The sequence below is a fragment of the Priestia sp. SB1 genome, from assembly GCF_038898415.1.
The window spans coordinates 411,509-434,857 of record NZ_JBBJSS010000001.1 but is presented as its reverse complement, the minus strand read 5'-3'; the positions used below and the strand labels follow the sequence as shown (position 1 = coordinate 434,857).

The window sequence follows — 23,349 nt, the reverse complement described above, 5'->3', positions numbered from 1 at the left end:
TTTACAAAAAAGCATATTTAAGTACATTATAGTGTAAAGAAAAAATATTGACAAATAATCTTGTGAAAGCTATAATAACCTTTGTTGCCTTGAGGTGATTAACAATGAAATGGACAATACATCAATTGTATCAGTTGCAAAATAAAGGTCTAACATTTGACGAAGTGATTGACGGCAAAGAGTTTATGAATGCTGATCCTCAAATTCGTAGAATGTCAGATGTAAACGTGAAAGGAAGAGCCGACATTAGCTCTTCGAAAGTAACGTTTCACCTTAAAATTTCAGGAGAAATGACGTTGCCTTGTGCTCGTACATTAGTTGACGTTCCGTATCCGTTTGAAATTAACGCAACTGAAACGTTTTTATTGAATGTGAATGCTGATTATGAAGAAGATGCTGAAGTACGCATTGTAGAGGGAGAAACGGTTGATTTACAACCTTTGATTCAAGAGTTAATTATTGTTGAAATTCCTCTGCAGGTATTTAGTGAAAATCAGCAAGCGGCAGGAGCAGCTCCACAGTCAGGAAAAGACTGGGAAGTTGTTACCGAAGAAGAACAGCAGGAAAAAGTAGATCCCCGCTTAGCCGTACTCGAAAATTTCTTTAAAGACAAAAAGAAATAAAAATGCGAAGATCCGGCTTTCGGGCCTTCATATGATTTTAAAATTCTTTTAAGGAGGTGGGAATAATGGCTGTACCTTTTAGAAGAACATCTAAAATGAAGAAAAGAACGCGTCGTACGCACTTTAAATTACAAGTTCCTGGTATGGTAGAGTGCCCAAATTGTGGTGAAATGAAACTATCACACCGCGTATGTAAAGCTTGTGGTACTTACAAAGGAAATGACGTAGTAAGCAAATAATTGCTTATTTAAATAAAAGACCCTCTTAAAGGGTCTTTTATTTTTTTTGCCTTTTTTCCTTCTCTGCCCTTTGGAAGAGAAGGATTTTTCTTATAGAACAAGAACTCTTTTTAAATAAACAATTACTGTTGTAAAAGGATTCATACCTTGTCCATAAGGAGGAAAAAGCATGAAAAAAAGCGAGCTGTTTACTACAAGCCAAGGCATTGCTACATTTGTGATTAATCGCCCTGAAAAGCGTAATGCCATTGATTATGATGTGATGAATGAACTGCAGCAAGCTGTAGATTATGTGAAACATAATCAGTTAGTAAAAGCTTTTGTAATTACAGGTGCTGGTTCAGACGCATTTTGCAGTGGAGGAGATTTAAGCGTATTTCATGAGCTAAAGACTTCGAAAGAGGCGTCTCAAATGTTAACGAAAATGGGGAGAATTCTTTATGAAATTTTAACGCTCCCAAAACCAACAGTTGCCCTTTTGAATGGAACATCGGTTGGGGGGGGGTGTGAGCTTGCGATTGCATGTGACTTCCGTATAAGTGCAACACATAGCGAAATGGGCTTTATTCAAGGGAATTTAGGAATTACAACAGGCTGGGGAGGAGGAACCATTCTTCTTGAAAAGCTGCGGTATCAAGAAGCGATGGAAATGATCTACAGTGCTCAGCTGTATGGAGTAGAACGAGCAAAGCAAATTGGATTTCTTTCCTATGTTACGTCGTTTAAAGAGCTAACTATGAGGTGTGAGGAGTGGTTAGCTCCTATTACTCATAAATCGACCCAAGTATTGCAAGCTTACAAAGAAATCGCTATTGAGAAATGGGAGCAAAGCCGGGTTTGGAATCGAATGGAACAAGAAATTCATCGCTGTTCGATATTGTGGGAATCGCCTGAACATGAAGAAGCGGTTCAAAAGGTCATCGTTAAAAAAACATAGTTATGAACTGCATTTCCATAGCAATATAGTTAATAAGCAAAAGATGAAAGAATCACGGATTTCCCATTTTGCTTCAAAGTATATGAAAGATTTTCTTGATTGAGAAGAGGAACAATAGTCTATCTTATCTAGTAGGTGCATATTCATTTAATAAGTACGGATAAGGAGGGATAGAAAAATGACTTCTTCTCGTCAAGATGCATGGACTCATGATGAAGATTTATTACTCGCAGAAATTGTACTGCGTCATATACGTGAAGGTGGCACTCAGCTAGCTGCATTTGAAGAAGTGGGGAAGAAACTTACACGAACATCAGCAGCTTGTGGCTTCCGCTGGAATTCTTTTGTGCGCAAACAATACAAGACTGGTATTGACCTTGCGAAAAAACAGAGAAAAGAATTAAAAGCAAGAACTGTTTCAAAAGACGACGAGCAGCCTGCACGCTTATCATATATGGAAGCAGAGAAACATATTTCGCTTAATGAGGTAATTAAGTATTTAGAAAATGTAGATCAAGGGCAAAAACACTCGTCGGAGCTTCTCGAAGCTAATGAAGAACTGCAGCAAAAGATTGAACGTTTACAAGAGAAAGTAACGATTTTGGAAAAAGAAAAAAAAGCTTTGCAAAACAATTTGTTAATTGTGGAAGATGACTATAAAGCTCTTATTGAAATTATGGAGAGGGCTCGTAAAATGGTTGTATTAAAAGAGGATGAAAAAAGTAGAAAAGTGAAATTTCAAGTGGATAAAAATTTAAATTTAGAAAAAGTTCAAAAGTAAAGCGATAGCTTGAATGCTCCCTACTTCATGTTAATCATATATACCACATAGATATAAAATAAACAGCTGGAAATCAGCTGTTTATTTTTGTTCGCTTACACCGTTTGGTAGCCAAATAAGAGGGTTTTCTCCCAAATCACGATCGATATCATACGTTACAGGTACGAACCCCATTTTTGACCAAAAATCACTCGATTTTACTCGCGGGCTTGTTTTGATAGGTAATTGAAAGGATTTGGCATATTCAACGAGCGTTTGACCTAATCCTTTGCGCTGAAAATCGCTGAGCACTTCAAGTTTCCACACTTCAATATACGTTTGAGGCGGCTCGAAATATTGATCGTACTGTTTGTTTCGTTTATAGAGACTCATGCGAGCCACTAAGCTATTTCCAAAATAAATGCCGTAAAACGGAGAATTTATTTCATTATCGGAAATCTTGGCATGTAATTCTTCTAGCATTGAAAGTTCTTGAATGCCATATTCTTTGAATTTCTTGAACTCTTCTAGCGTTTTAAAATTAATTTTTAAATGCTTCACTTCGTAATTCATCCCATATCCCCCTTGTTATGTCTCCTTGCTAGATGAACGAACTGGATTGGTTCGTTCATCTAATATTATATAACAAAAATACAAAATATTCTGTTTTCGTGATTGGTGAACGAATATTCAATGCGCACAAAGAAAAATGAATTCTTTCGGTTAAACACGAAGAATACATTACTATAAACATCACTTTTTAGAAAGGAGGCAAAAGGGAAACAGAATTCAAATAGAAAGCGTTTTCAAAAATTGTAGAGGAGTTTTAAAATTATTGTAGAATTATATGGGGGAAAGTAGAAATTTGAGGAAAGGGGAGAGAAAGGTGAAAAAAATACTGATTGCAAATCGAGGAGAAATTGCTCTTCGTATTATTCATACATGCAAACAAATGGGCATTGAAACGGTGGCTGTCTATTCCGATGCAGATGCAGAACTTCCTTATGTTCAAGCGGCTACAAAAGCACGTCGAATTGGAGAGCCTCCTGTGCAAAAGTCATATTTGAATGTGGAAGAGCTGCTTAGAATTAGTCATGAAGAAAAAGTAGACGCCATTCATCCTGGATATGGATTTTTATCGGAAAATAGTGCATTTGCTAAAAGAGCGATTGATGAAGGTTTTTGTTTTATCGGTCCTTCTCCCGAAATCATTTCGATGATGGGCGACAAAATTGCTGCCCGCGCTGCGATGAAAGAAGCGGGTGTACCTGTTGTCCCCGGCAGCGAAGGTGATGTGACGTCGGTTGAAGAGGCTTGTAAAGTAGCGGGGGTAATTGGATATCCCGTTATGTTAAAAGCAAGCGGAGGCGGCGGAGGAATTGGAATGGTGCGCTGCGATAACGAAGAAGCAGTAAAACAAGTATATGCCTCAACAAAAGCAAGAGCAAAAGCATATTTTGGTCATGAAGGAATGTTTATTGAAAAGCTTATAACAAACGCAAAACATATCGAGGTACAGGTCTTTGGAGATCAGCATGGTAATGTCGTTCATCTTTTTGAACGCGATTGTTCTGTACAAAGAAGAAATCAAAAAGTGATTGAAGAAGCCCCTGCGCTTTCTTTAAAAGAAAGTACGCGACAAGCCATGCAAAACCAAGCCGTTCAAGCGGCTAGAGCAATCGGCTATTATAATGCGGGTACGGTGGAGTTTATCGTGGATGAAGACGAAAATTTTTATTTTCTTGAAATGAACACGCGGCTGCAAGTTGAGCATCCGATCACCGAGCAAATTGCAGGGGTCGATTTAGTTAAGTGGCAGATCTTAGCTGCGCGCGGTGAAAAGCTTCCTCGTATGCAAGAGGAAATAGCAGCAAATAACTACGCCATTGAATTTCGAATTTATGCAGAAGATCCGTTTACTTTTTTACCGGCTCCGGGGAAAATTACGGGTTATCACTTGCCGGAGCGAACCTACGCGCGCGTAGATAGCGGCTACAGTGATATGAATGCGGTTACACCTTTTTATGATCCAATGATTGCAAAGGTTATCATTACTGGTCGTACGCGTTCAAATGCAATTGAACTAGCTAAATCATATTTTACAGAAGCTGTTGTAGAGGGAATCAAAACAAATATTCCTCTATTTAAGCAGTTGTTAAATGAAGAGTTATATGAAAAGGGCACCTATAACACATCGTTATTATCAACAGTATTAAATAAAGGAGGAGCACCACAATGAGTGAAATCAAAGCGACAATGGCAGGCATGGTATTTAATGTGTTTGTTCAGCAAGGAGCAAGTGTAACTAAAGGAGAAGTTGTTGTTGTATTAGAATCTATGAAAATGGAAATTCCTATTGAAAGCGATCAAGCCGGTATTGCAGAGACTGTCCATATAGCCGTGGGGGATTTTGTGAACGAAGGCGACGTTTTGGTGACTATTTCATAACTCATAAAGGGGAGATATCATGATACATACAGGTGAATCTCAGAAAAAATATGATGAAAACCGTCAAAAAGTAGAGCGGGGCAACGCTGAAAAGTACAAAGAGAAACTTGCAAAACAACAGAAGCTTTTTGTAAGAGATCGTTTAGCCCTTTTATTCGATGACGGGAAATATGAAGAAGACGGCATGTTTGCAAATAATAAAGCCGAAGGGTTGCCGGCAGACGGTGTTGTAACTGCGATTGGAAAAGTAAACGGTGAAACGGTTTGTGTAATGGCTAATGATTCTACTGTAAAAGCAGGGTCTTGGGGAGCTAGAACAGTAGAAAAAATTATTCGGATTCAAGAAGTTGCAGAAAAACTGCATGTGCCTTTACTGTACCTAGTGGATTCTGCTGGAGCGCGTATTACGGATCAATTAGATATGTTTCCAAACCGCCGAGGAGCTGGAAGGATCTTTCACAATCAAGTAAAACTTTCCGGCGTCATTCCTCAAATTTGTTTGCTTTTCGGTCCGTCAGCAGCTGGAGGGGCTTATATCCCTGCATTTTGTGATATTGTTGTGATGGTAGATGGGAACGCTTCTATGTACTTAGGGTCGCCGCGTATGGCGGAAGCCGTTATTGGAGAAAAGGTTACGCTAGAAGAAATGGGAGGAGCACATATGCACTGCAGCGTTAGCGGGTGCGGGGATGTGCTGGCTTATTCTGAAGAAGAAGCTATTTCGTATGCCAAATCTTATTTAACGTACTTTCCACAAAACTATCAAGAGAAGCCTAAAGTACAAAAAGCTAAAGAGCCTAAGCAGACAAAAGATTTAATAGAACTAATTCCGGAGAATCAAAATGTTCCATTTGATATCTATGAAGCAATTGATACCCTTATTGACGAGGGGAGCTTTTTTGAAATAAAAAAACTGTTTGCCGCCGAATTGGTAACAGGGCTTGCACGAATAGATGGAAAAGTAGTAGGGATTGTTGCTAATCAGCCAAAAGTTAAAGGGGGAGTGCTGTTTGTAGATTCAGCAGATAAAGGCGCAAAATTTATTCAATTGTGCGATGCATTCCATATTCCTTTGCTGTTTTTAGCTGACGTGCCTGGATTTATGATTGGAACCAAAGTAGAAAGAGCTGGCATCATTAGACATGGAGCCAAATTAATTGCAGCGATGAGTTCAGCTACAGTTCCTAAAATTTCCGTAGTCATGCGTAAAGCTTATGGCGCAGGGCTTTACGCTATGGCTGGTCCGGCTTTTGAACCAGATTGCTGCATTGCATTGCCTACTGCTCAAATTGCCGTAATGGGTCCTGAAGCTGCAGTAAATGCCGTCTATTCTAATAAAATTAATGAAATTGAAGATCCGAAAGAGCGGTTCATGTTTGTTAAACAGAAACAGCAAGAGTATAAAGAACACATCGATATCTATACGCTGGCATCTGAACTTATTATTGACGACATCGTTCCTGCTAACGAACTGCGTCGAACGTTAATTGACCGCTTTCGCTTATATGAAACAAAGAATGTGACCTTTAGCCGTCGTAAACATCCGGTGTATCCCGTATAATAGAAAAAAACGGGATCACTCTAAATAATTTACAATAAGCCCGGTGATTTTTAATCACACGGGCTATATGAATAGGTAAAATTTAAAGAATGCATTTAATTCAAAGCATTTTTTTGCTAAAATGAAACTCAATAATAGAAAGAGGAACAAAAAATACGATGAAAACTATAGGTATTATTGGAGGCGGATCATTAGGTCTGTTGTTTAGCGCGTATTTATCAGATTGTTATGATGTAACCTTGTACACGAAAACACCAACTCAAGCAAAGTGTATTAACGAAAATGGAATTACCTTACATAGACAAGGGGAACATCACACGAAAAAAGTCAGTGCTATCCCTCTGGAAAAAAACATAAAAGAAGCAGATTTAATCATTATTACTGTAAAACAGTATCATTTAAAAGAGATTATTCCTTTTATTAAAACCCTTACTATACATACTCCCCTTTTGTTTATCCAAAACGGTATGAGCCATATTGAAATTCTCAAAAACCTCCCGCAGCGCACTCTCTATTTGGGTACAGTTGAACATGGGGCAATGCGTACAAATATGGATAGCATCCATCATACAGGAATAGGAACAACCCGTATTGCTTCGTACAGAGGAGAAATGGAGTCTATCTTACCAATTGTGAATTTTCCTTGGGTAATTGAAAAAGATTGGTATGCGATGCTGGTGAAGAAATTAGTTGTAAATGCGCTCATTAATCCTCTTACGGCGCTGTATCGCGTGAAAAATGGGCAGCTGATTCACAACAGCTATTTTTATAAAACGATGCGTCTATTGTTTGAAGAGATTGCGGATGTATTAAAACTAGATTCAGCTTTTAATTATTGGGAAAATGCGCTGGGGGTTTGTTCGCGCACGAGTACCAATCAATCTTCTATGCTAAAAGATATACAGGAGGGGCGGCAAACCGAGATTGATGCTATCTTAGGTTATATCCAAACACAAGCTGCTGAAAAAAGAACGTCGACGCCTATTGTTGACTTTTTATATAGGTCAATAAAAGGAATCGAAGAAGAAAAGGGTGAGTAACATGGGAAGTTTTATTGCTGGCGTTTTTGCGACGTTTGTCACTCTGCCGCTCGTCGGTTTTTTTATTCTATACATGCTTTTACGCAAACTGACGAAAAATAAAAGGAAATCTGTCCACATAGCAACGTACATTACTACGGTTTTTCTTATTTTGTCCGTGCATTATGCAGCTGTGGAAATTTTCGGGCACTCTTTTTTGTGGTTGATTGCGTTAGTCCTTTTAGTTGTGGCAATGATTATGATGTTTGTACATTGGAAAGTCAAACATGACTTAGAAATGAAGCTTATTGCGAAAGGGTTCTTTCGGATGAATTTCGTTTTGTTTCTTATTGCACATATTGTGTTAAATATAGGTGGAATCGCTTTTCGTATTTCCTCTCTGTAAAGCATGTTACTAGACGTGAGCAGTTACATTATGGATAATGAAGCTATATGTAGAGAATATAAGTATTAGGAAAAGAAAGGAAGTTCTTTCATGGAGATTACAGACGTCTCTTTAAAGGCGGGAAACAAACTAACGAACGATTACATAAAAGGTGAAAAGCAAGCACTTTCCTTTTTTCATTATAATATACACGAAAAAGACGTATATGAAAAACGTTTAGCGGACGTTCAAAAGCAGTCTTATCCAAGAGAACAGCTTGCTGAGTATCTGCTTGATTTTAATAAGCGCTACGGAGCATCTTCTAAGACGATTGAAAATATTGAAAAGCTAAAAGATCCTAACAGCGTAGTGGTCGTTGGAGGTCAGCAAGCGGGGCTGCTTACGGGTCCTTTGTACACCATTCATAAAGTGATTTCAATTGTGCTGCTAGCTAAACAACAAGAGGCAGCTCTAAACGTGCCCGTGCTTCCGGTATTTTGGATTGCTGGAGAAGATCATGATTTTGCTGAGATCAACCATGTATACACAGAGCATAAAAACCAGCTTTTAAAGAAAACGTTAAAGCATTCTTTAAAGAAAAAGCAAATGGTTTCTCAAATCGAATTAGATCATGAAGCCTGTAGAAGCTGGGTTCGTGATGTTTTTCAAACGTTTAACGAAACGGCGCATACAAATCAGGTGTTACACTTTGTTTTAGAGGCGTTAGATAAATCACGTACCTATGTCGATTTCTTTGCTCATTTGGTTACCACATTGTTTGCAGAGTCAGGTCTTATTTTAATGGATGCAGCTTCTAAAGAAGTGCGCAGCATTGAATCTTCTTTCTTTGTGACGTTAATTGAACAAAATGACAAATTATCGTCAGCCGTTGTGGAACAGCAAACAGAGATTCAAAAACAATACGGACGAATGATTGAAGTGGGAGAAGAAACGGCCCATCTCTTTTATTCACACAACGAAAACAGAGTACTTTTAGAAAGAGACGCAGAGCAAGAGCAGTTTGTTGGAAAGCAAAATGAACTCGCGCTGTCTAAAGAAGAGCTGGTTCAAATTGCTAAACAAACGCCAGAGCTTCTTAGTAATAACGTTGTGACTAGACCCCTTATGCAGGAGTACTTACTTCCTACCCTTGCGTTTATTGCAGGTCCAGGGGAAGTAGCGTATTGGGCAGAGCTTGAAAAAGCATTTTCTTTATTTAGCTTTAAAATGCCTCCCGTGGTTCCGAGGTTATCCTATGCAATCGTAGAAAGACATATCGAGAAGTATATGGATGAACTTCAGTTAGACCTTTCGAATGTCATTAACAAAGGCGTAGATGCAGAGAGGGAGCACTGGCTTAAGACAGAAGTTCACAACCCGTACGAAATGTATTTTGAAAAAGCGAAAGAAGATTTTGAAAAAATTCATAAAACTCTTCGTGAAAATATTCAAAAAGAAGACAAAACATTTGATGAAGTCATGCTTAAAAATCGAGCGATTATTCAAAAGCAGTTTGAAACCATTCAAAAGATTGTCGAATCCAAACAGCTCATTAAGCACGATGTGAAGCATTCAAAATATGCTCAAATTGAACTTGCTCTTCGTCCCTACAATGCTCCACAAGAACGCATGTGGAATATTATGTATTATTTAAACGGCTATGGTATGCAATTTGTGTCAGATTTACTAAGTGCTGAAGTCGAATTAAATCACCAGTTAAAAGTCTATTATGTCTAATAAAATCCTGCTGAAAAGCAGGATTTTTATTTTGGAAAAGAGAACAAGTTTACAAGGTGAATGTCAGCCAATTGGATCCTTATAAGGTATTTATTTCTAATTACACAAAAAAACCTTATATTCCTTACATTTTATTCTACGAATATGTCCTACTTTTAACAAAATGACACTATTTGTGACAAAAAGACAAAATTCTACTTAATTCTTATATAAATAGCTGAAATAATGTTGAACTTTGATATATAATATAAACGTGTATATATATCAAAGAAAAACACCGTTTTTTGCTTTTTGTATACATAACTAAGTAGTTTAGAAAGAAGTAGGTGTCATAATGTTTAATCACACAACTGTTTTGCTTAAAGAAGCAGCGGAAGGCTTAAATATTAAGCCGGATGGAGTATATGTCGACTGCACGCTTGGCGGAGCAGGTCATAGTGAATATATCGTAAAACAGCTATCAGAAAAAGGGAAATTAATTGCGTTTGATCAAGACGATGTTGCTCTTGAAAATGCAAAAGAAAAATTAGCCCCGTATCTAGACAGAGTTATTCTAATCAAAAGTAATTTTCGCTATTTAAAAGAGCAGCTAATGAAACATGGAATTGAAGAAGTAGATGGAGTATTGTTTGACCTAGGCGTCTCGTCTCCTCAGTTGGATACACCAGAGCGAGGGTTCAGCTTTCATCATGAGGCCCCGCTTGATATGCGCATGGATCAAAACTCAAAGTTTTCTGCGTACAACGTAGTAAATGAATGGCCTTATGAAAAACTTGTAAAAATCTTTTTCCAATATGGAGAAGAAAAGTTTTCGAAACAAATTGCCCGCAAAATTGAGGCATATCGAGAGTCTAAACCAATTGAAACAACGCTAGAGCTGGTTGATCTTATTAAAGATGGTATTCCAGCGCCAGCTAGACGAACGGGTGGACATCCGGCAAAACGGATTTTCCAGGCTATTCGAATTGCTGTAAATGATGAGCTTCAAGTATTTGAAGATGCAATTGAACAGGCCATGGATGTAATCAAAAAAGGTGGACGTGTAAGTGTTATTACCTTCCATTCACTTGAAGACCGAATTTGTAAAGTAGCGTTTAAAAATGCAAGCACGGTTCCGCAGCTTCCTCATGGACTGCCGGTTATTCCAGAAGAATTTAAACCTAAAATGAAAGTCATTACAAGAAAACCTATTTTACCTTCAGAAGAAGAGGTAGAAGAAAATAAGCGCGCGCGTTCGGCAAAGCTTCGAATTGTTGAGAAATTAGTCTAATAAAAGGGTTTAATCAAAGAGGAGGGGACGAGAATGAACAATGCAGCATACAAAGTAAGAGAGCAAGACCAGCAGCAGAAGCAGCAAAAGACGGTACGTCAAGTTGTTCGAAAGACAAAAAGAAAAATCACGGTTGGTGAAAAAATTGTGTATTCTGGGTTTGTCGCACTCATGCTGTTTGGGTCTGTGCAAATCATTTCAAATCAATCTTCGCTTTATAGCATCAGTGAAGAAGTGCAATCACTCGATGGAAAGATTGACAAGCAAGAAGCAAAAAACAATGAGTTAAAATTACAGGTAACAGAGTTAAGTGCATACGATCGTATTTGGACAAAAGCAAAAGAACTTGGACTAAAATTGAATGAAAATAACGTAAAAGTCGTTAACGATTAATTGCGATGACTACGCCAAGAAAAAATAGCAATATTAGTACAGGAGCAGCAATATTAATTTTAATATTTGCATTGCTCTTTTTTGTATTAGCCATCAGGTTCTTTTACATCCAAGCGACGGGCAAAGCAGACGGAGAAGCTTTAGCCGAAATTGCACAAAAACAGCATACGCGAACGTCTAAAATTGAAGGACAGCGCGGTACGATTTACGATCGAAATGGAGAAGCAATCGCCCAAGACACGGGTGCTTATACGGTTGTGGCGATTTTAGATAAAAAACAAACAAAAGATAAAGATCACCCGCAACATGTGGTAGACCCAGAAAAAACGGCTCAAAAATTAGCCCCATTGTTGAAGATGGACGAATCGAAAATTGAAAGCATGTTAACGAGAGGAATTAAACGTGGTACCTTCCAAGTAGAACTTGGCCCAGGCGGACGTGATATTGATAACGTGCTAAAGCAAAAAATTGAGAAGCTAAATCTCCCGGGCATCACGTTTTTACGCGATTCGAAGCGCTTCTATCCAAACGGTGTATTTGCCTCAAGTATTTTAGGATATGCACAAAAAGATGATACGGGTAAAATCGTAGGGAAAATGGGAATTGAAAAAGTATTTGATAAGCAGCTTTCTGAAGAAGATGGATATGTAAAATACGAAGCTGCTAAAAATGGAATTAAGCTTCCGGATCCAAAAGAGTCAATTGTAGCTCCTAAAAACGGAGACAGCGTTACGCTTACGATTGATGAAAAAATTCAAACGTTTTTAGAAGATGCGATGACAACAGCAGCTAAAGAATATAAACCAGAAGAGCTAATGGCAACGGTAGTGAATCCGAAAACCGGTGAAATTTTGGCGATGTCAAACCGACCTTCATTTGATCCAAATATTCGTGATATCACTTCTTATCGCAATCCGTTTGTTGAAAACAGCTATGAGCTTGGTTCAACGATGAAAATCTTTACGCTAGCAGCCGCGATTGATGCAGGCGTTTATAACGGCGAAGACCGCTATCAGTCGGGATCTTATAAAGTAACGAAAAACAGCGTTCCGATTAACGATCACAACGGCGGAGTCGGCTGGGGAGCTATTACATTTAATGAAGGAATTCAAAGGTCTTCAAATGTAGCGGTTGCCATTTTAGCCAACGAAAAATTAGGTACCGACCGTTTGTATAAATACTTGGACAAGTTTGGCTTTATGGATAAGACGGGAATTGACTTGCCAAATGAAGCTTCTAGCAAGTTAGTGACGAAGTACCCGAGAGACCGCGTAACCACTGCGTTTGGACAGGCGTCTGCTTTTACGCCTATTCAAGAAATTCAAGCGGCTACTGCGATTGCGAATGACGGGAAAATGATGAAGCCTTACGTGATTAAACAAGTAGTCGATGAAACAAATAAGAAAACAATTAAGAAAACAAAACCTACCGTAGTAGGCCAGCCTATTTCTAAAAAAGCAGCGAACGAAACGCTAGGTATTTTAGAAACCGTTGTTTCTTCTGATGATGGAACAGGCAAACCTTACGCGATTGAAGGATACGATGTCGCTGGAAAGACGGGAACAGCTCAAATTCCTGGGCCTACCGGAGGCTACTTGCATGGACACGGAAAAAATTTCATTTCCTTTATGGGCTTTGCACCTGCTAAGGATCCAAAGCTCCTTGTCTATGTAGCCGTTAAAAATCCAACTCTCACGCCTCAAGAAACGGGTACTGCGCCGCTTACAGCTGTATTTAATCCGGTGATGAAAAATAGTCTGCAGTATTTAGGAGTGGAGCCTCAAAAAACGAATGAAGACGGAAAAGAAACGAAAGAAAAGAAAGTGGATTCAGAAATCAAGCTTAAATCTTACGTTAATGAATCAGTTGATAGTACCGTGAAAGACTTAAAACAAAAAGGACTTGTTCCTGTTGTAATAGGTAAAGGAGATACGGTAGAAAGCCAATCACCTACTTCTGATACTATTGTCACTGGTCAACGCGTGTTCATTAAGACAAATGGAAAAGCCACAATGCCTGATTTAACAGGTTTTTCACATCGTGATGTTATTCGCTTTAGTGAATTTGTCAACGTTCGACCTAGCGCACTTGAAAATGGTTATGTTGTAAGTCAAAGTATTAAAGCAGGCGATCCGCTAAAAGCAGGCACGTACCTGAAAGTGGAACTTGAAACGCCTAAAGAATTTTCAAGCACGTTAAATAAGTTAAAAGAAACGGAAAAAAGTGAATCTGATAGTAAAAAAGACGATAAGCAACTTGACTAGAAAATAAGTTCTAGTGAATCCTGTACAAGCATATATTGGAACGAGCCGATTCAGAGGAGGTTCTAATATATGCGGGTATCAGGAGTCACAGTTCGTAAAAGGCTAGCCATTGTTTTGTTTGTCGGTTTTATTGTGTTTTTGATTATTGATACAAGGCTTGGATATGTACAGTTGCTGACTGGGGATATGCTAACTGAAAAAGCCAAAGACTTATGGAGTCGGAATATTCCTTTTGAACCTGAAAGAGGAAAGATACTAGATCGCAATGATGTGGCACTTGCTACAAATAAAAGTGCACCGACCGTTTTAGTTATGCCAAGACAAGTTGAAAATCCAGCTGTTACGGCTGAAAAGTTAGCAAAAGTGCTGGGAGCATCAAAAGAAAAAGTATATGAACAAATAACAAAAGCTTCTTCTAGCGTATATTTGCGTCCTGAAGGAAGAAAAATTTCACATGCGAAAGCAAATGAAGTGCGAAATTTAAATTTAAAAGGCGTATATATAGCTGAGGATTCGAAGCGGTACTATCCGTTTGGAAGTTATTTGTCGCATGTATTAGGCTTTGCGGGAGTAGATAATCAAGGATTAACGGGCCTTGAATTATATTATGATAAAGAGCTAAAAGGACAAAAAGGTTCAGTTAAATTGTATTCTGATGCTAAAGGTAAAAAGATGCCCAATATAGCCGATGACTACACAGCGCCTGTGGACGGGCTCGATTTGAGATTGACCATTGATTCACGTGTGCAAACAATCATGGAGCGTGAGTTGGATAATGCTCAGACAGCTTATAATCCAGATGGTATGATAGCCATTGCCATGAATCCTAAAAACGGTGAAATTTTAGGTATGTCAAGTCGTCCGGGCTTTGATCCGACGGATTTTAAAAATGTGAAGCCTGAGGTGTATAATCGCAATCTTCCAATCTGGAGCGTATATGAGCCCGGATCAACGTTTAAGATTATTACACTGGCAGCTGCTCTTGAAGAAAAGAAAGTGGATTTACTAAAAGATCAATTCTACGATGATGGAGCCGCGGAAGTTGGAGGAGCGAGACTTCGCTGCTGGAAAAAAGGCGGACACGGACAGCAGTCTTTTTTAGAAGTTGTACAGAACTCATGTAACCCTGGTTTTGTGGAGCTTGGGGAACGTTTAGGAAAAGAGAAATTGTTCAAATACATTAAAGAATTTGGCTTTGGTCAAAAAACAGGTATTGATTTACAAGGGGAAGCAAAAGGAATTTTGTTCCCGCTTGAGCGCGTGGGGCCGGTTGAACAAGCTACAACAGCTTTTGGGCAAGGGGTTGCTGTTACTCCTATTCAACAAGTAGCTGCTGTTTCAGCAGCCGTAAACGGTGGAACGCTTTATGAACCTTATATTGCAAAAGAGTGGGTGGATCCAACTACCGGAAAAGTTGTAAGCAGTCATAAACCGGTTGCTAAGCGAAAAGTTATTTCCGAGGAAACGTCTAAGCAAGTGCGTTTTGCTCTTGAAAGTGTAGTCGCACAAGGAAGCGGAAAAGGAGCTTTTGTGGAAGGGTACCGCGTTGGAGGAAAGACGGGTACGGCGCAGAAAGCTCAAAATGGAAAGTATTTAAAAAATAATCACATCGTTTCTTTTATCGGTGTTGCACCAGCAGATAACCCTGAAATTGTCGTGTATGTTGCGGTTGATAATCCAAAGGGCACCATTCAGTTTGGTGGAGTGGTAGCAGCTCCGATTGTAGGTAAAATGATTGAAGACAGTTTGCGTGTGATGGACGTTAAACCGCGTAAAGGACAAATTGAAAAAGAGTTAACGTGGCTGGACACACCAATGATAAAAGTACCAAATGTCGTAGGAATGTCAAAAAAAGAGTTACAAGAACAGCTACTTAATTTAAAATTAGATGTGAGTGGCGAAGGAGATAAAGTGGTCAAGCAGTCTCCTGCAGCCGGAACGAAAGTTAAAGAAGGCGAAACGGTTAGAATTTATATGGGAAAATAAAAATCTCTATAAACTATTATTCTTCCTTGCATGATAATCAGCAGGTTACGCTGCGTGTGAACATGAAATCAACAAATAAGCCTTGGGGGTGTTCCCTCCGGGCTTCTTTTTCTGTAAAATGTAATAGGTTAGGTGCTAGAAAAAGAAGAATAGTTGCCATAGCGTCTTATAACAAACGTTTCACTTTACAAATAGAGAGGACATGGTAGGAATGGATTTACGAGAACTACTAACACATTTACATGATTTTGTTCAGCTTCCTGAACAGAATATTGATATTACGTCAATTGAAATGGATTCAAGAGAAGTTAAGCCCGGAGCATTGTTCATTTGTATAGACGGCTATACGGTTGATGGTCATAGCTTTGCACAGATGGCTGTGGAAAAAGGGGCAGTAGCAATCTTAGCAGAAAAGCCTGTGGATGTAGAAGTGCCCGTTGTACGCGTGAAGAGTACAAAGCGAGCAATGGCAGTGCTGGCGGATGCTTTCTACAATCAGCCCACACAAAAAATGCATTTAATTGGTGTAACAGGCACAAATGGAAAAACAACGATTACACATTTAATTGAGCATATCTTTAAATCACAGCATAAAAAGACGGGTCTAATTGGAACGATTGAAATTCGTATTGGTGATACGTCTTATGATGTGAAAAACACAACGCCTGAATCGCTGACTCTTCAAAAAACATTTAATCAAATGGTGGAAGAGAATGTAGAAGTAGCGATGATGGAAGTATCATCTCACGCGCTTGACTTAGGACGCGTACACGGGTGTGACTTTGACGTGGCGGTATTTAGTAACTTAACGCAAGATCACCTCGACTATCATCATACAATGGAAGATTATCGTCGTGCGAAAGGGTTGCTATTTGCACAGTTAGGAAATGCTTATAACCATACTCGTCCTAAATTTGCTGTTCTTAATGTCGATGATGCGGCAACCGAGGAATATATTAAAAACACGGCTGCTACAGTGATTACGTATGGTATTGAACGTGAAAGTGATATTCGTGCAACGAATATTCAAATTACAAACAGCGGCACAACGTTCGATTTGACAACACCGACAGAAACGGTTTCTGTAGAAATGAAGCTTATTGGGAAATTTAGCGTCTACAACGTATTAGCGGCTACGGCTGCATGTTTAGTATCTGGTCTCCCTCTGTCAGTTATTGTCGAGGAAATAAAAGTGTTAGAAGGTGTGTCTGGGCGTTTTGAAGTGGTTGATGCGCAGCAAGATTTTACGGTTATCGTGGATTATGCCCACACGCCGGACAGCTTAGAGAACGTGTTAAAAACTGTAAAAGAATTCGCAAAACGCAATATATATGTTATTGTTGGTTGTGGCGGAGATCGAGATCGTACAAAACGACCAATCATGGCTCGGATTGCAGCTGAATACAGTACACAAGCTATTTTGACATCTGATAATCCACGAAGTGAAGATCCATTGGCTATTTTAAAAGATATGGAAGAAGGTTTGGATACAGATAACTATGTGACGATTGCTGATCGTGCAGAAGCTATTCGCTATGCAGTGGAAACAGCGCATGCAGATGATGTTATTGTCATTGCTGGAAAAGGGCACGAGACCTATCAAATTATTGGTAAAAAAGTATTCGATTTTGACGATCGAGAAGTAGCACGCAAAATGATTGAGGAGCGAAAGTAGTAATGAAATGGGTAGAGAACAAAATGAGTCGGAATGAGTTGGAAGTTAAGGAGGGGGCATCGTGCTAGAACAATCAATTTTATTGACAATCGGCGTAGCCTTTTTGATTACGGTTGTATTGTCGCCGATTTTTATTCCCTTCTTAAGAAGATTAAAGTTTGGTCAAAGTATTCGTGATGAAGGCCCGAAATCTCACCAAAAAAAATCAGGTACACCTACAATGGGCGGTATCATGATTTTATTATCTATTATTGTGGCAACTCTTATTATGGTCAATCAATATGCAGAACTTACATATAAGACGTTTCTATTATTATTTGTCACAATCGGATTTGGTTTATTAGGATTTTTAGATGATTTTATAAAAGTAGTGTTAAAGCGTAACCTTGGATTAACATCTAAACAAAAGTTTTTAGGTCAGGTTGTCATTTCAATTATTTTTTACTTTATTGCAAGACAGTTTGAGTTTTCAACTGAAGTGACGATTCCAGGAATTAAAGACCCAATCGATTTAGGTTGGTTTTATGTTGTTTTCCTCATCATCTGGCTTGTTGGTTTTTCAAACGCGGTCAACTTAACGGATGGATTAGACGGACTTGTATCTGGTACAAGTGCGATTGCTTTTGGTGCATTTGCAGTTCTCGCCTGGAATGCAGAGCAGTTTGAACTATCTATTTTCTCAGTTGCTGTAGTAGGAGCTGTGTTAGGATTTTTAGTTTTTAACGCCCATCCTGCAAAAGTGTTTATGGGAGATACGGGTTCTTTAGCGCTAGGAGGAGCTATCGCTACGGTGGCTGTCTTAATGAAAATGGAATTCTTGCTTGTTATTATCGGTGGTGTGTTTGTTATTGAAACATTATCTGTTATTATTCAAGTCGCATCTTTCAAAACAACAGGAAAACGTGTGTTTAAAATGAGCCCGCTTCATCACCATTACGAGCTAAGCGGCTGGTCGGAATGGCGCGTAGTTATGACTTTTTGGGCTGTAGGACTATTATTTGCAATGCTTGGAATTTATATCGAGGTGTGGATTTAAATGAAATCAGTCAATACGTATCAAGGTAAACAAGTACTTATTTTAGGATTAGCCAAGAGCGGTTTAGCAGCCGCTCAGTTAGTTAAACAGCTTGGTGCTAAAGTAGTCGTTAATGATCAAAAACCGTACGAAGAGAACGCAGCAGCACAGGAATTAGAAAAAACGGGCATTGAAGTTGTCTGTGGACATCATCCGCTTGAGCTTTTAGACAAAGCGGACGTTATTGTAAAAAACCCTGGGATTCCGTATTCAAATGTTCTATTGCAAGAAGCATTAAAGCGACATATTCCGATTTTAACAGAGGTAGAATTAGCTTATGAAATTAGCGAAGCTCCTTTTATCGGAATTACGGGAAGCAATGGGAAGACAACAACAACAACGCTCATTTATAAAATGTTAGAAGAAGATCAAAAGCAGCCGTTGATTGCTGGAAATATTGGAACAGTAGCTTGTGAAGTGGCGCAAAAAGCAACAAAGGACAATGTAATTGTAACGGAGCTTTCTTCTTTTCAGCTGATGGGAATTGAAAAATTCCGTCCGAAAATCTCTTTATTATTGAATTTGTTTGATGCTCACTTAGACTATCATGGTACAAAAGAGGAATATATTAAAGCGAAAGCAAATCTCTTTAACAATCAAACAAGTGAAGACTTTGCCGTTATTAATGCGGATGATGAGCTAGTGATGAAAGCTAGTGCAAATATTAAAGCGACAAAAGTACCTTTTTCTGTTACAGCTCAAACGACAGAAGGAGCGTATATTAAAAACGAAACGATTTTCTTTAAAGATGAAGAAGTGATGTCGTTAAAAGATGTGGTGCTGCCAGGCAAACATAATCAAGAAAATATTTTAGCAGCTGTATCCGTTGTGAAGCTGTACGGCTGTTCAAATGAAGCTATCTACTCCGTGCTCACAACGTTTGCTGGTGTTAAACACCGCGTTCAATATGTCACGACAATCAACAAACGTAAGTTTTATAATGACTCTAAAGCTACAAATATGCTTGCTACAAAAGTAGCTCTTTCCGCTTTTTCACAGCCGACGATTCTACTTGCAGGCGGACTCGATCGCGGCAATGAGTTTGATGATTTAAAAGAAGAGTTTAAAAATGTGAAAGCTGTTATTACGTTTGGTGAAACGGCTCCTAAAATTGAACGCGTAGCCAAAGAAGAGGGAATACAAATTGTAAAACGTGTCGATAATGTTAAACAAGCAGTTTCAGAAGCATATGCTTGTTCAGATGAAGAAGATGTTATTTTATTATCTCCTGCTTGTGCAAGCTGGGATCAATTTAAAACTTTTGAAGAACGTGGTGACATCTTTATTGAATCTGTGCATAAACTGAAATAAGGGCTTGTCTAAACACCTAGAAAATACACTAGCCCTAATCTATTTTTAGAGGTGTGTGACAGTGTCGACAAAAAGGTCTACCCCAGATTTTTTTCTCATAATCGTTACGCTTTCCTTGCTAACCATCGGCCTTATCATGGTATACAGTGCAAGTGCGGTATGGGCTACATACAAGTTTAATGATTCTTTTTTCTTTGCTAAACGCCAGCTCTTATTTGCAGGGCTTGGAGTATGCGCGATGTTTGTCATCATGAATATTGATTATTGGATGTGGCGTACGTGGGCAAAGCCAATTGTAATCATTTGCTTTGTTATGCTGGTACTTGTATTGATTCCGGGAGTAGGGCTAGTACGGAATGGGTCGCAAAGTTGGATAGGAGTTGGAGCGTTTTCGATTCAGCCTTCAGAATTTATGAAGTTTGCTATGATTATATTTTTAGCGAAATATTTATCAGAAAACCAGAAGAAAATTACATCCTTTAGAAAAGGAATGTTACCGGCGTTATTACTGGTTTTCTTACCGTTTGGCATTATTATGATGCAGCCGGATTTAGGAACTGGAACGGTGCTTGTTGGAACTTGTTTAGTCATGATTTTTGTTTCAGGAGCAAAGGTAAGTCACTTTGCAGGTCTTGGGTTGCTTGGCGTTGCCGGTTTTGTAGGGCTTGTTTTATCAGCTCCTTATCGGATTAAACGCATCACCTCATTTTTAAATCCTTGGGAAGATCCGCTTGGAAGCGGGTTTCAAATCATTCAATCTCTTTATGCAATTGGGCCGGGGGGATTGCTTGGATTAGGGTTAGGGCAAAGTAGACAAAAGTTCTTTTATCTGCCGGAACCTCAAACTGATTTTATTTTTGCTATTCTGGCAGAAGAGCTTGGTTTCATCGGAGGAACACTTGTTCTACTTTTGTTTAGCTTATTGCTTTGGAGAGGAATTAAAGTAGCGCTGGGAGCACCTGATCTTTACGGAACGTTCTTAGCCTTAGGAATTATTTCAATGGTTGCGATTCAAGTCATGATCAATATAGGCGTGGTAACAGGTCTTATGCCTGTTACGGGAATTACGCTTCCATTTTTAAGTTACGGCGGATCGTCGCTGACGCTCATGCTGGCAGCAGTTGGAGTTTTGTTAAATGTTAGTAGATATTCTCGCTATTAATTGAAAAAAATTGTATAATGTCAAGTAGGCAATGGTCTACTGAAGTAAACCGTCATCTTAAATCCAAGTGCACGCCGGATTTTGTTGGCGGTTTATTTTCGATTTTTTACAGATAGATGATATTTTTGTATGAAATGTTTTTAAAATGTAATGTTGTGATAACCAATTTTGAGTCCAACTATGGTATGATGTGTAAGGTTAAATGTTTTATCTTAGTGAGTAGGTGAACGTATGTGCACTTATGAGCGTAGCGTTTTTTTATGACTGTCAGCATGTGTTTAACTTCTAAATGAAAAACGATAAAAAAACAATCAAAATTACTTTATATAGCAGATGAACGTACATTCTATGGGTGAATGTCATACGATAAATAAAAATGATGAAATTGACAACAGAATAGAGTGCCTTCGTAGAAAAAAGGTATCTTACAAGGTGCTGCTGCTTAGTTATGAATCTGTTCTTATTATTCTTATGCATTAGAAGTAAGGGCGCATTGACATGAAAGTTTTATAACAGCAAAGAGGGTTTTAGGAGGTTCTTATGGAAGCGTTAGTAAAAGAGTTAGTCGAAGCGAATATTGGAAAGGTTCGTGAAAATGAACCGCTAGCAAAACATACAACAATGAAAATTGGTGGTCCAGCAGATGTGCTTGTAGAACCTGATTCTGTTGATCACTTAAAAGTTACAATGGATATGATTAAAAAACACGGCGTGAAATGGAGAGCGATTGGTCGAGGATCTAATCTTCTTGTTTCTGATAAGGGAATTGAAGGTGTGGTCATTAAGCTCGGAGCCGGATTAGATGATTTAACAGTAGATGGAGAGACGGTTACTGTAGGTGGGGGATACCCTAGCATCAAGCTTGCAACAGTTATTACAAAACAAGGTCTGTCTGGATTGGAGTTTTCAAGTGGAATTCCTGGATCTGTGGGAGGCGCTGTTTATATGAATGCAGGTGCCCATGGTTCTGATATGTCTCATGTAGTCGAAAAAGCGCTGATTTTATTTGAAGATGGCACTCTGGAGTGGCTGACAAATGAAGAGCTTCAATTTTCGTATCGTCATTCCATTCTACAAAAAGACCGTCCTGGAGTATGTGTAGAAGCTGTGCTGCGTTTGAAAAAGGGAACGAAAGATGATATTGTGGCGGTCATGCAGAAAAATAAAGACTATCGCCGTGAAACACAGCCTTGGAATTTCCCTTGTGCAGGAAGTATTTTTAGAAATCCGCTTCCAAATTATGCAGGAGACTTAATTGAAAAGTCCAACTTAAAAGGTTTTTCAGTAGGCGGTGCGCAAATTAGTGAACAGCATGCGAACTTCATTGTCAATACAGGAGATGCAACGGCTTCAGACGTGCTGAATTTAATTGCTCATGTTAAGAAAACAATTAAAGAGAAATTCGATATTGATATTCATACAGAAGTTGAGATTATCGGTCGCTAATTACTCAGCCCTTCGCTGTATGGCTATGCGTGAAAAGGTAGCTTTTATGTGTTTATTCTATGCTATAATGGGGATATTCTCATGAAGCAAAGATTGGAAATAAATAGATGGTAAGTCCTCGTTTATTTTCTCAAATGGATAAGGGTGAAAAAAATGGAAAAAGGTAAGTTAATTGTTTTAGAAGATCGTGTACCGAAGCTGCAAGAACAGCGAAAGCAAAAAGCAAATAGACGGCTTATTTTGTATTTATCACTCTTTTTCATCCTTATTTTATTTATTGTATATTCTCAATCTTCTCTGAGTAATGTTTCTAACATTGAAGTACAAGGGAATAAACATGTAAGTGATAAGGATATTGTCAAAGCGAGTGGTCTGTCCAAAAAAACCAGCTACTGGAAAGCTGACGCTGATCAAATTCAAGAAAAAGTCGAAAAAAACCCTGAGGTAAAGGAAGCTGTCATTCATAAAACATTTCCTAATAAGGTTGTAATCGACGTAAAAGAGTACGCAAGAATTGCATATGTAACCTCGGGGAATAAATATTTCCCTGTGAATGAAAATGGAAAAGTTTTAAAAGAAGTAAGTGCTAAGAAAGTGTCATCCGACGCTCCGTTGCTAATTGACTGGAAAGACGGAGACGCTATACAAAGCATGGTTCAAGAATTAGCTAAAACGCCTAAGAGCATAAAAGGGGCTATTTCTGAGATTTACTATGCGCCGACAAAATCAGAACCTCTTCACATCGAGGTGTTTATGAATGATACGCGTGAAGTAAGCGGGAAAATTAGCAACTTCTCTGATAAAATTGTTCATTACCCAGCTATTGCAAGTAAATTGAGTGATGATCAAAAAGGTATTATTGATTTAGAAGAAGGATATGCATTTAAACCTTATAAAAAGAGCAAGCAGTAATTATTTTTTATAAGTGTTAATTAAAGGAAATAGATGAGTTGAGACTGGCAAACTAGCCCTTGTACATTGTATAATCACATGCAAGTATTCTGCATACATATGATTTTCTTCTCCGGTGCTGTGAAATGGAAATGTAATATTTGTTC

General features: G+C 38.6%; 21 protein-coding genes. 20 read left to right on the top strand and 1 reads right to left on the bottom strand.

What is annotated here, in order from left to right:
- Positions 1-104 precede the first annotated feature (104 nt).
- The 4 genes from WKH56_RS02175 (at position 105) to WKH56_RS02160 (ending at position 2,580) form a co-directional block, all read left to right on the top strand.
- A complete protein-coding gene (locus WKH56_RS02175) occupies positions 105-623 on the top strand; it encodes a YceD family protein (RefSeq protein WP_014458367.1) in 519 nt (172 codons plus the stop codon).
- Between the two features lie 65 nt (positions 624-688).
- On the top strand, positions 689-862 hold the full coding sequence (gene rpmF, locus WKH56_RS02170) for a 50S ribosomal protein L32 (RefSeq protein WP_013058976.1): 174 nt from the start codon (positions 689-691) through the stop codon (positions 860-862).
- Positions 863-1,031: 169 nt separating this feature from the next.
- A complete protein-coding gene (locus tag WKH56_RS02165) occupies positions 1,032-1,799 on the top strand; it encodes an enoyl-CoA hydratase/isomerase family protein (protein WP_028411483.1) in 768 nt (255 codons plus the stop codon).
- A 178-nt stretch (positions 1,800-1,977) separates the two neighbouring features.
- On the top strand, positions 1,978-2,580 hold the full coding sequence (locus WKH56_RS02160) for an RsfA family transcriptional regulator (protein ID WP_028411482.1): 603 nt from the start codon (positions 1,978-1,980) through the stop codon (positions 2,578-2,580).
- A gap of 81 nt (positions 2,581-2,661) precedes the next feature.
- Here WKH56_RS02160 and WKH56_RS02155 read toward each other — a convergent pair whose 3' ends face one another.
- The gene (locus WKH56_RS02155) at positions 2,662-3,132 is read right to left on the bottom strand and encodes an N-acetyltransferase (protein WP_013058973.1); all 471 of its coding nucleotides are present in this window, start codon (positions 3,130-3,132) and stop codon (positions 2,662-2,664) included.
- Positions 3,133-3,445: 313 nt separating this feature from the next.
- Here WKH56_RS02155 and WKH56_RS02150 point away from each other — a divergent pair, with 313 nt between their 5' ends.
- The 16 genes from WKH56_RS02150 to WKH56_RS02075 all read left to right on the top strand — a co-directional run bounded on the left by WKH56_RS02150 (position 3,446) and on the right by WKH56_RS02075 (position 23,203).
- A complete protein-coding gene (locus tag WKH56_RS02150) occupies positions 3,446-4,798 on the top strand; it encodes an acetyl-CoA carboxylase biotin carboxylase subunit (protein ID WP_034265301.1) in 1,353 nt (450 codons plus the stop codon).
- A complete protein-coding gene (locus WKH56_RS02145) occupies positions 4,795-5,007 on the top strand; it encodes a biotin/lipoyl-containing protein (protein WP_033579761.1) in 213 nt (70 codons plus the stop codon). Before WKH56_RS02150 ends, WKH56_RS02145 begins: the two co-directional genes overlap by 4 nt.
- Before the next feature lie 19 nt (positions 5,008-5,026).
- On the top strand, positions 5,027-6,568 hold the full coding sequence (locus tag WKH56_RS02140) for an acyl-CoA carboxylase subunit beta (protein ID WP_049166164.1): 1,542 nt from the start codon (positions 5,027-5,029) through the stop codon (positions 6,566-6,568).
- Positions 6,569-6,726: 158 nt separating this feature from the next.
- Positions 6,727-7,608 carry a 2-dehydropantoate 2-reductase gene (locus WKH56_RS02135; RefSeq protein ID WP_342834720.1) on the top strand — a complete coding sequence of 294 codons (882 nt, stop codon included), beginning with the start codon at positions 6,727-6,729 and terminating at the stop codon, positions 7,606-7,608.
- A gap of 1 nt (position 7,609) precedes the next feature.
- On the top strand, positions 7,610-7,993 hold the full coding sequence (locus tag WKH56_RS02130) for a DUF3397 domain-containing protein (protein WP_013058968.1): 384 nt from the start codon (positions 7,610-7,612) through the stop codon (positions 7,991-7,993).
- Between the two features lie 90 nt (positions 7,994-8,083).
- A complete protein-coding gene (gene bshC, locus WKH56_RS02125) occupies positions 8,084-9,709 on the top strand; it encodes a bacillithiol biosynthesis cysteine-adding enzyme BshC (RefSeq protein WP_098112913.1) in 1,626 nt (541 codons plus the stop codon).
- Positions 9,710-10,043: 334 nt separating this feature from the next.
- A complete protein-coding gene (gene rsmH / locus WKH56_RS02120; RefSeq protein ID WP_028411477.1) occupies positions 10,044-10,979 on the top strand; it encodes a 16S rRNA (cytosine(1402)-N(4))-methyltransferase RsmH in 936 nt (311 codons plus the stop codon).
- 33 nt (positions 10,980-11,012) lie between these two features.
- Complete coding sequence (gene ftsL / locus WKH56_RS02115) at positions 11,013-11,372, top strand: cell division protein FtsL (protein WP_028410764.1); 360 nt, start codon at positions 11,013-11,015, stop codon at positions 11,370-11,372.
- Between the two features lie 5 nt (positions 11,373-11,377).
- A complete protein-coding gene (locus WKH56_RS02110; protein WP_310884085.1) occupies positions 11,378-13,636 on the top strand; it encodes a penicillin-binding protein in 2,259 nt (752 codons plus the stop codon).
- 69 nt (positions 13,637-13,705) lie between these two features.
- The gene (locus WKH56_RS02105) at positions 13,706-15,622 is read left to right on the top strand and encodes a stage V sporulation protein D (RefSeq protein ID WP_221832065.1); all 1,917 of its coding nucleotides are present in this window, start codon (positions 13,706-13,708) and stop codon (positions 15,620-15,622) included.
- 211 nt (positions 15,623-15,833) lie between these two features.
- Complete coding sequence (locus WKH56_RS02100) at positions 15,834-17,297, top strand: UDP-N-acetylmuramoyl-L-alanyl-D-glutamate--2,6-diaminopimelate ligase (protein ID WP_221832067.1); 1,464 nt, start codon at positions 15,834-15,836, stop codon at positions 17,295-17,297.
- A 61-nt stretch (positions 17,298-17,358) separates the two neighbouring features.
- A complete protein-coding gene (gene mraY, locus WKH56_RS02095) occupies positions 17,359-18,333 on the top strand; it encodes a phospho-N-acetylmuramoyl-pentapeptide-transferase (protein ID WP_013058961.1) in 975 nt (324 codons plus the stop codon).
- Positions 18,334-19,683, top strand: coding sequence for a UDP-N-acetylmuramoyl-L-alanine--D-glutamate ligase (murD, locus tag WKH56_RS02090; RefSeq protein WP_028411474.1), 1,350 nt, complete (start codon positions 18,334-18,336; stop codon positions 19,681-19,683). It begins immediately after the preceding gene.
- Between the two features lie 61 nt (positions 19,684-19,744).
- Positions 19,745-20,845 (top strand): stage V sporulation protein E, encoded by a 1,101-nt coding sequence (spoVE, locus tag WKH56_RS02085; RefSeq protein ID WP_013058959.1) that lies wholly within the window; start codon positions 19,745-19,747, stop codon positions 20,843-20,845.
- A gap of 540 nt (positions 20,846-21,385) precedes the next feature.
- Positions 21,386-22,291: a UDP-N-acetylmuramate dehydrogenase gene (murB, locus tag WKH56_RS02080; RefSeq protein ID WP_028411473.1), complete on the top strand. Its 906-nt coding sequence runs from the start codon at positions 21,386-21,388 to the stop codon at positions 22,289-22,291.
- A gap of 153 nt (positions 22,292-22,444) precedes the next feature.
- The gene (locus tag WKH56_RS02075; protein ID WP_016765445.1) at positions 22,445-23,203 is read left to right on the top strand and encodes a cell division protein FtsQ/DivIB; all 759 of its coding nucleotides are present in this window, start codon (positions 22,445-22,447) and stop codon (positions 23,201-23,203) included.
- Positions 23,204-23,349 lie beyond the last annotated feature (146 nt).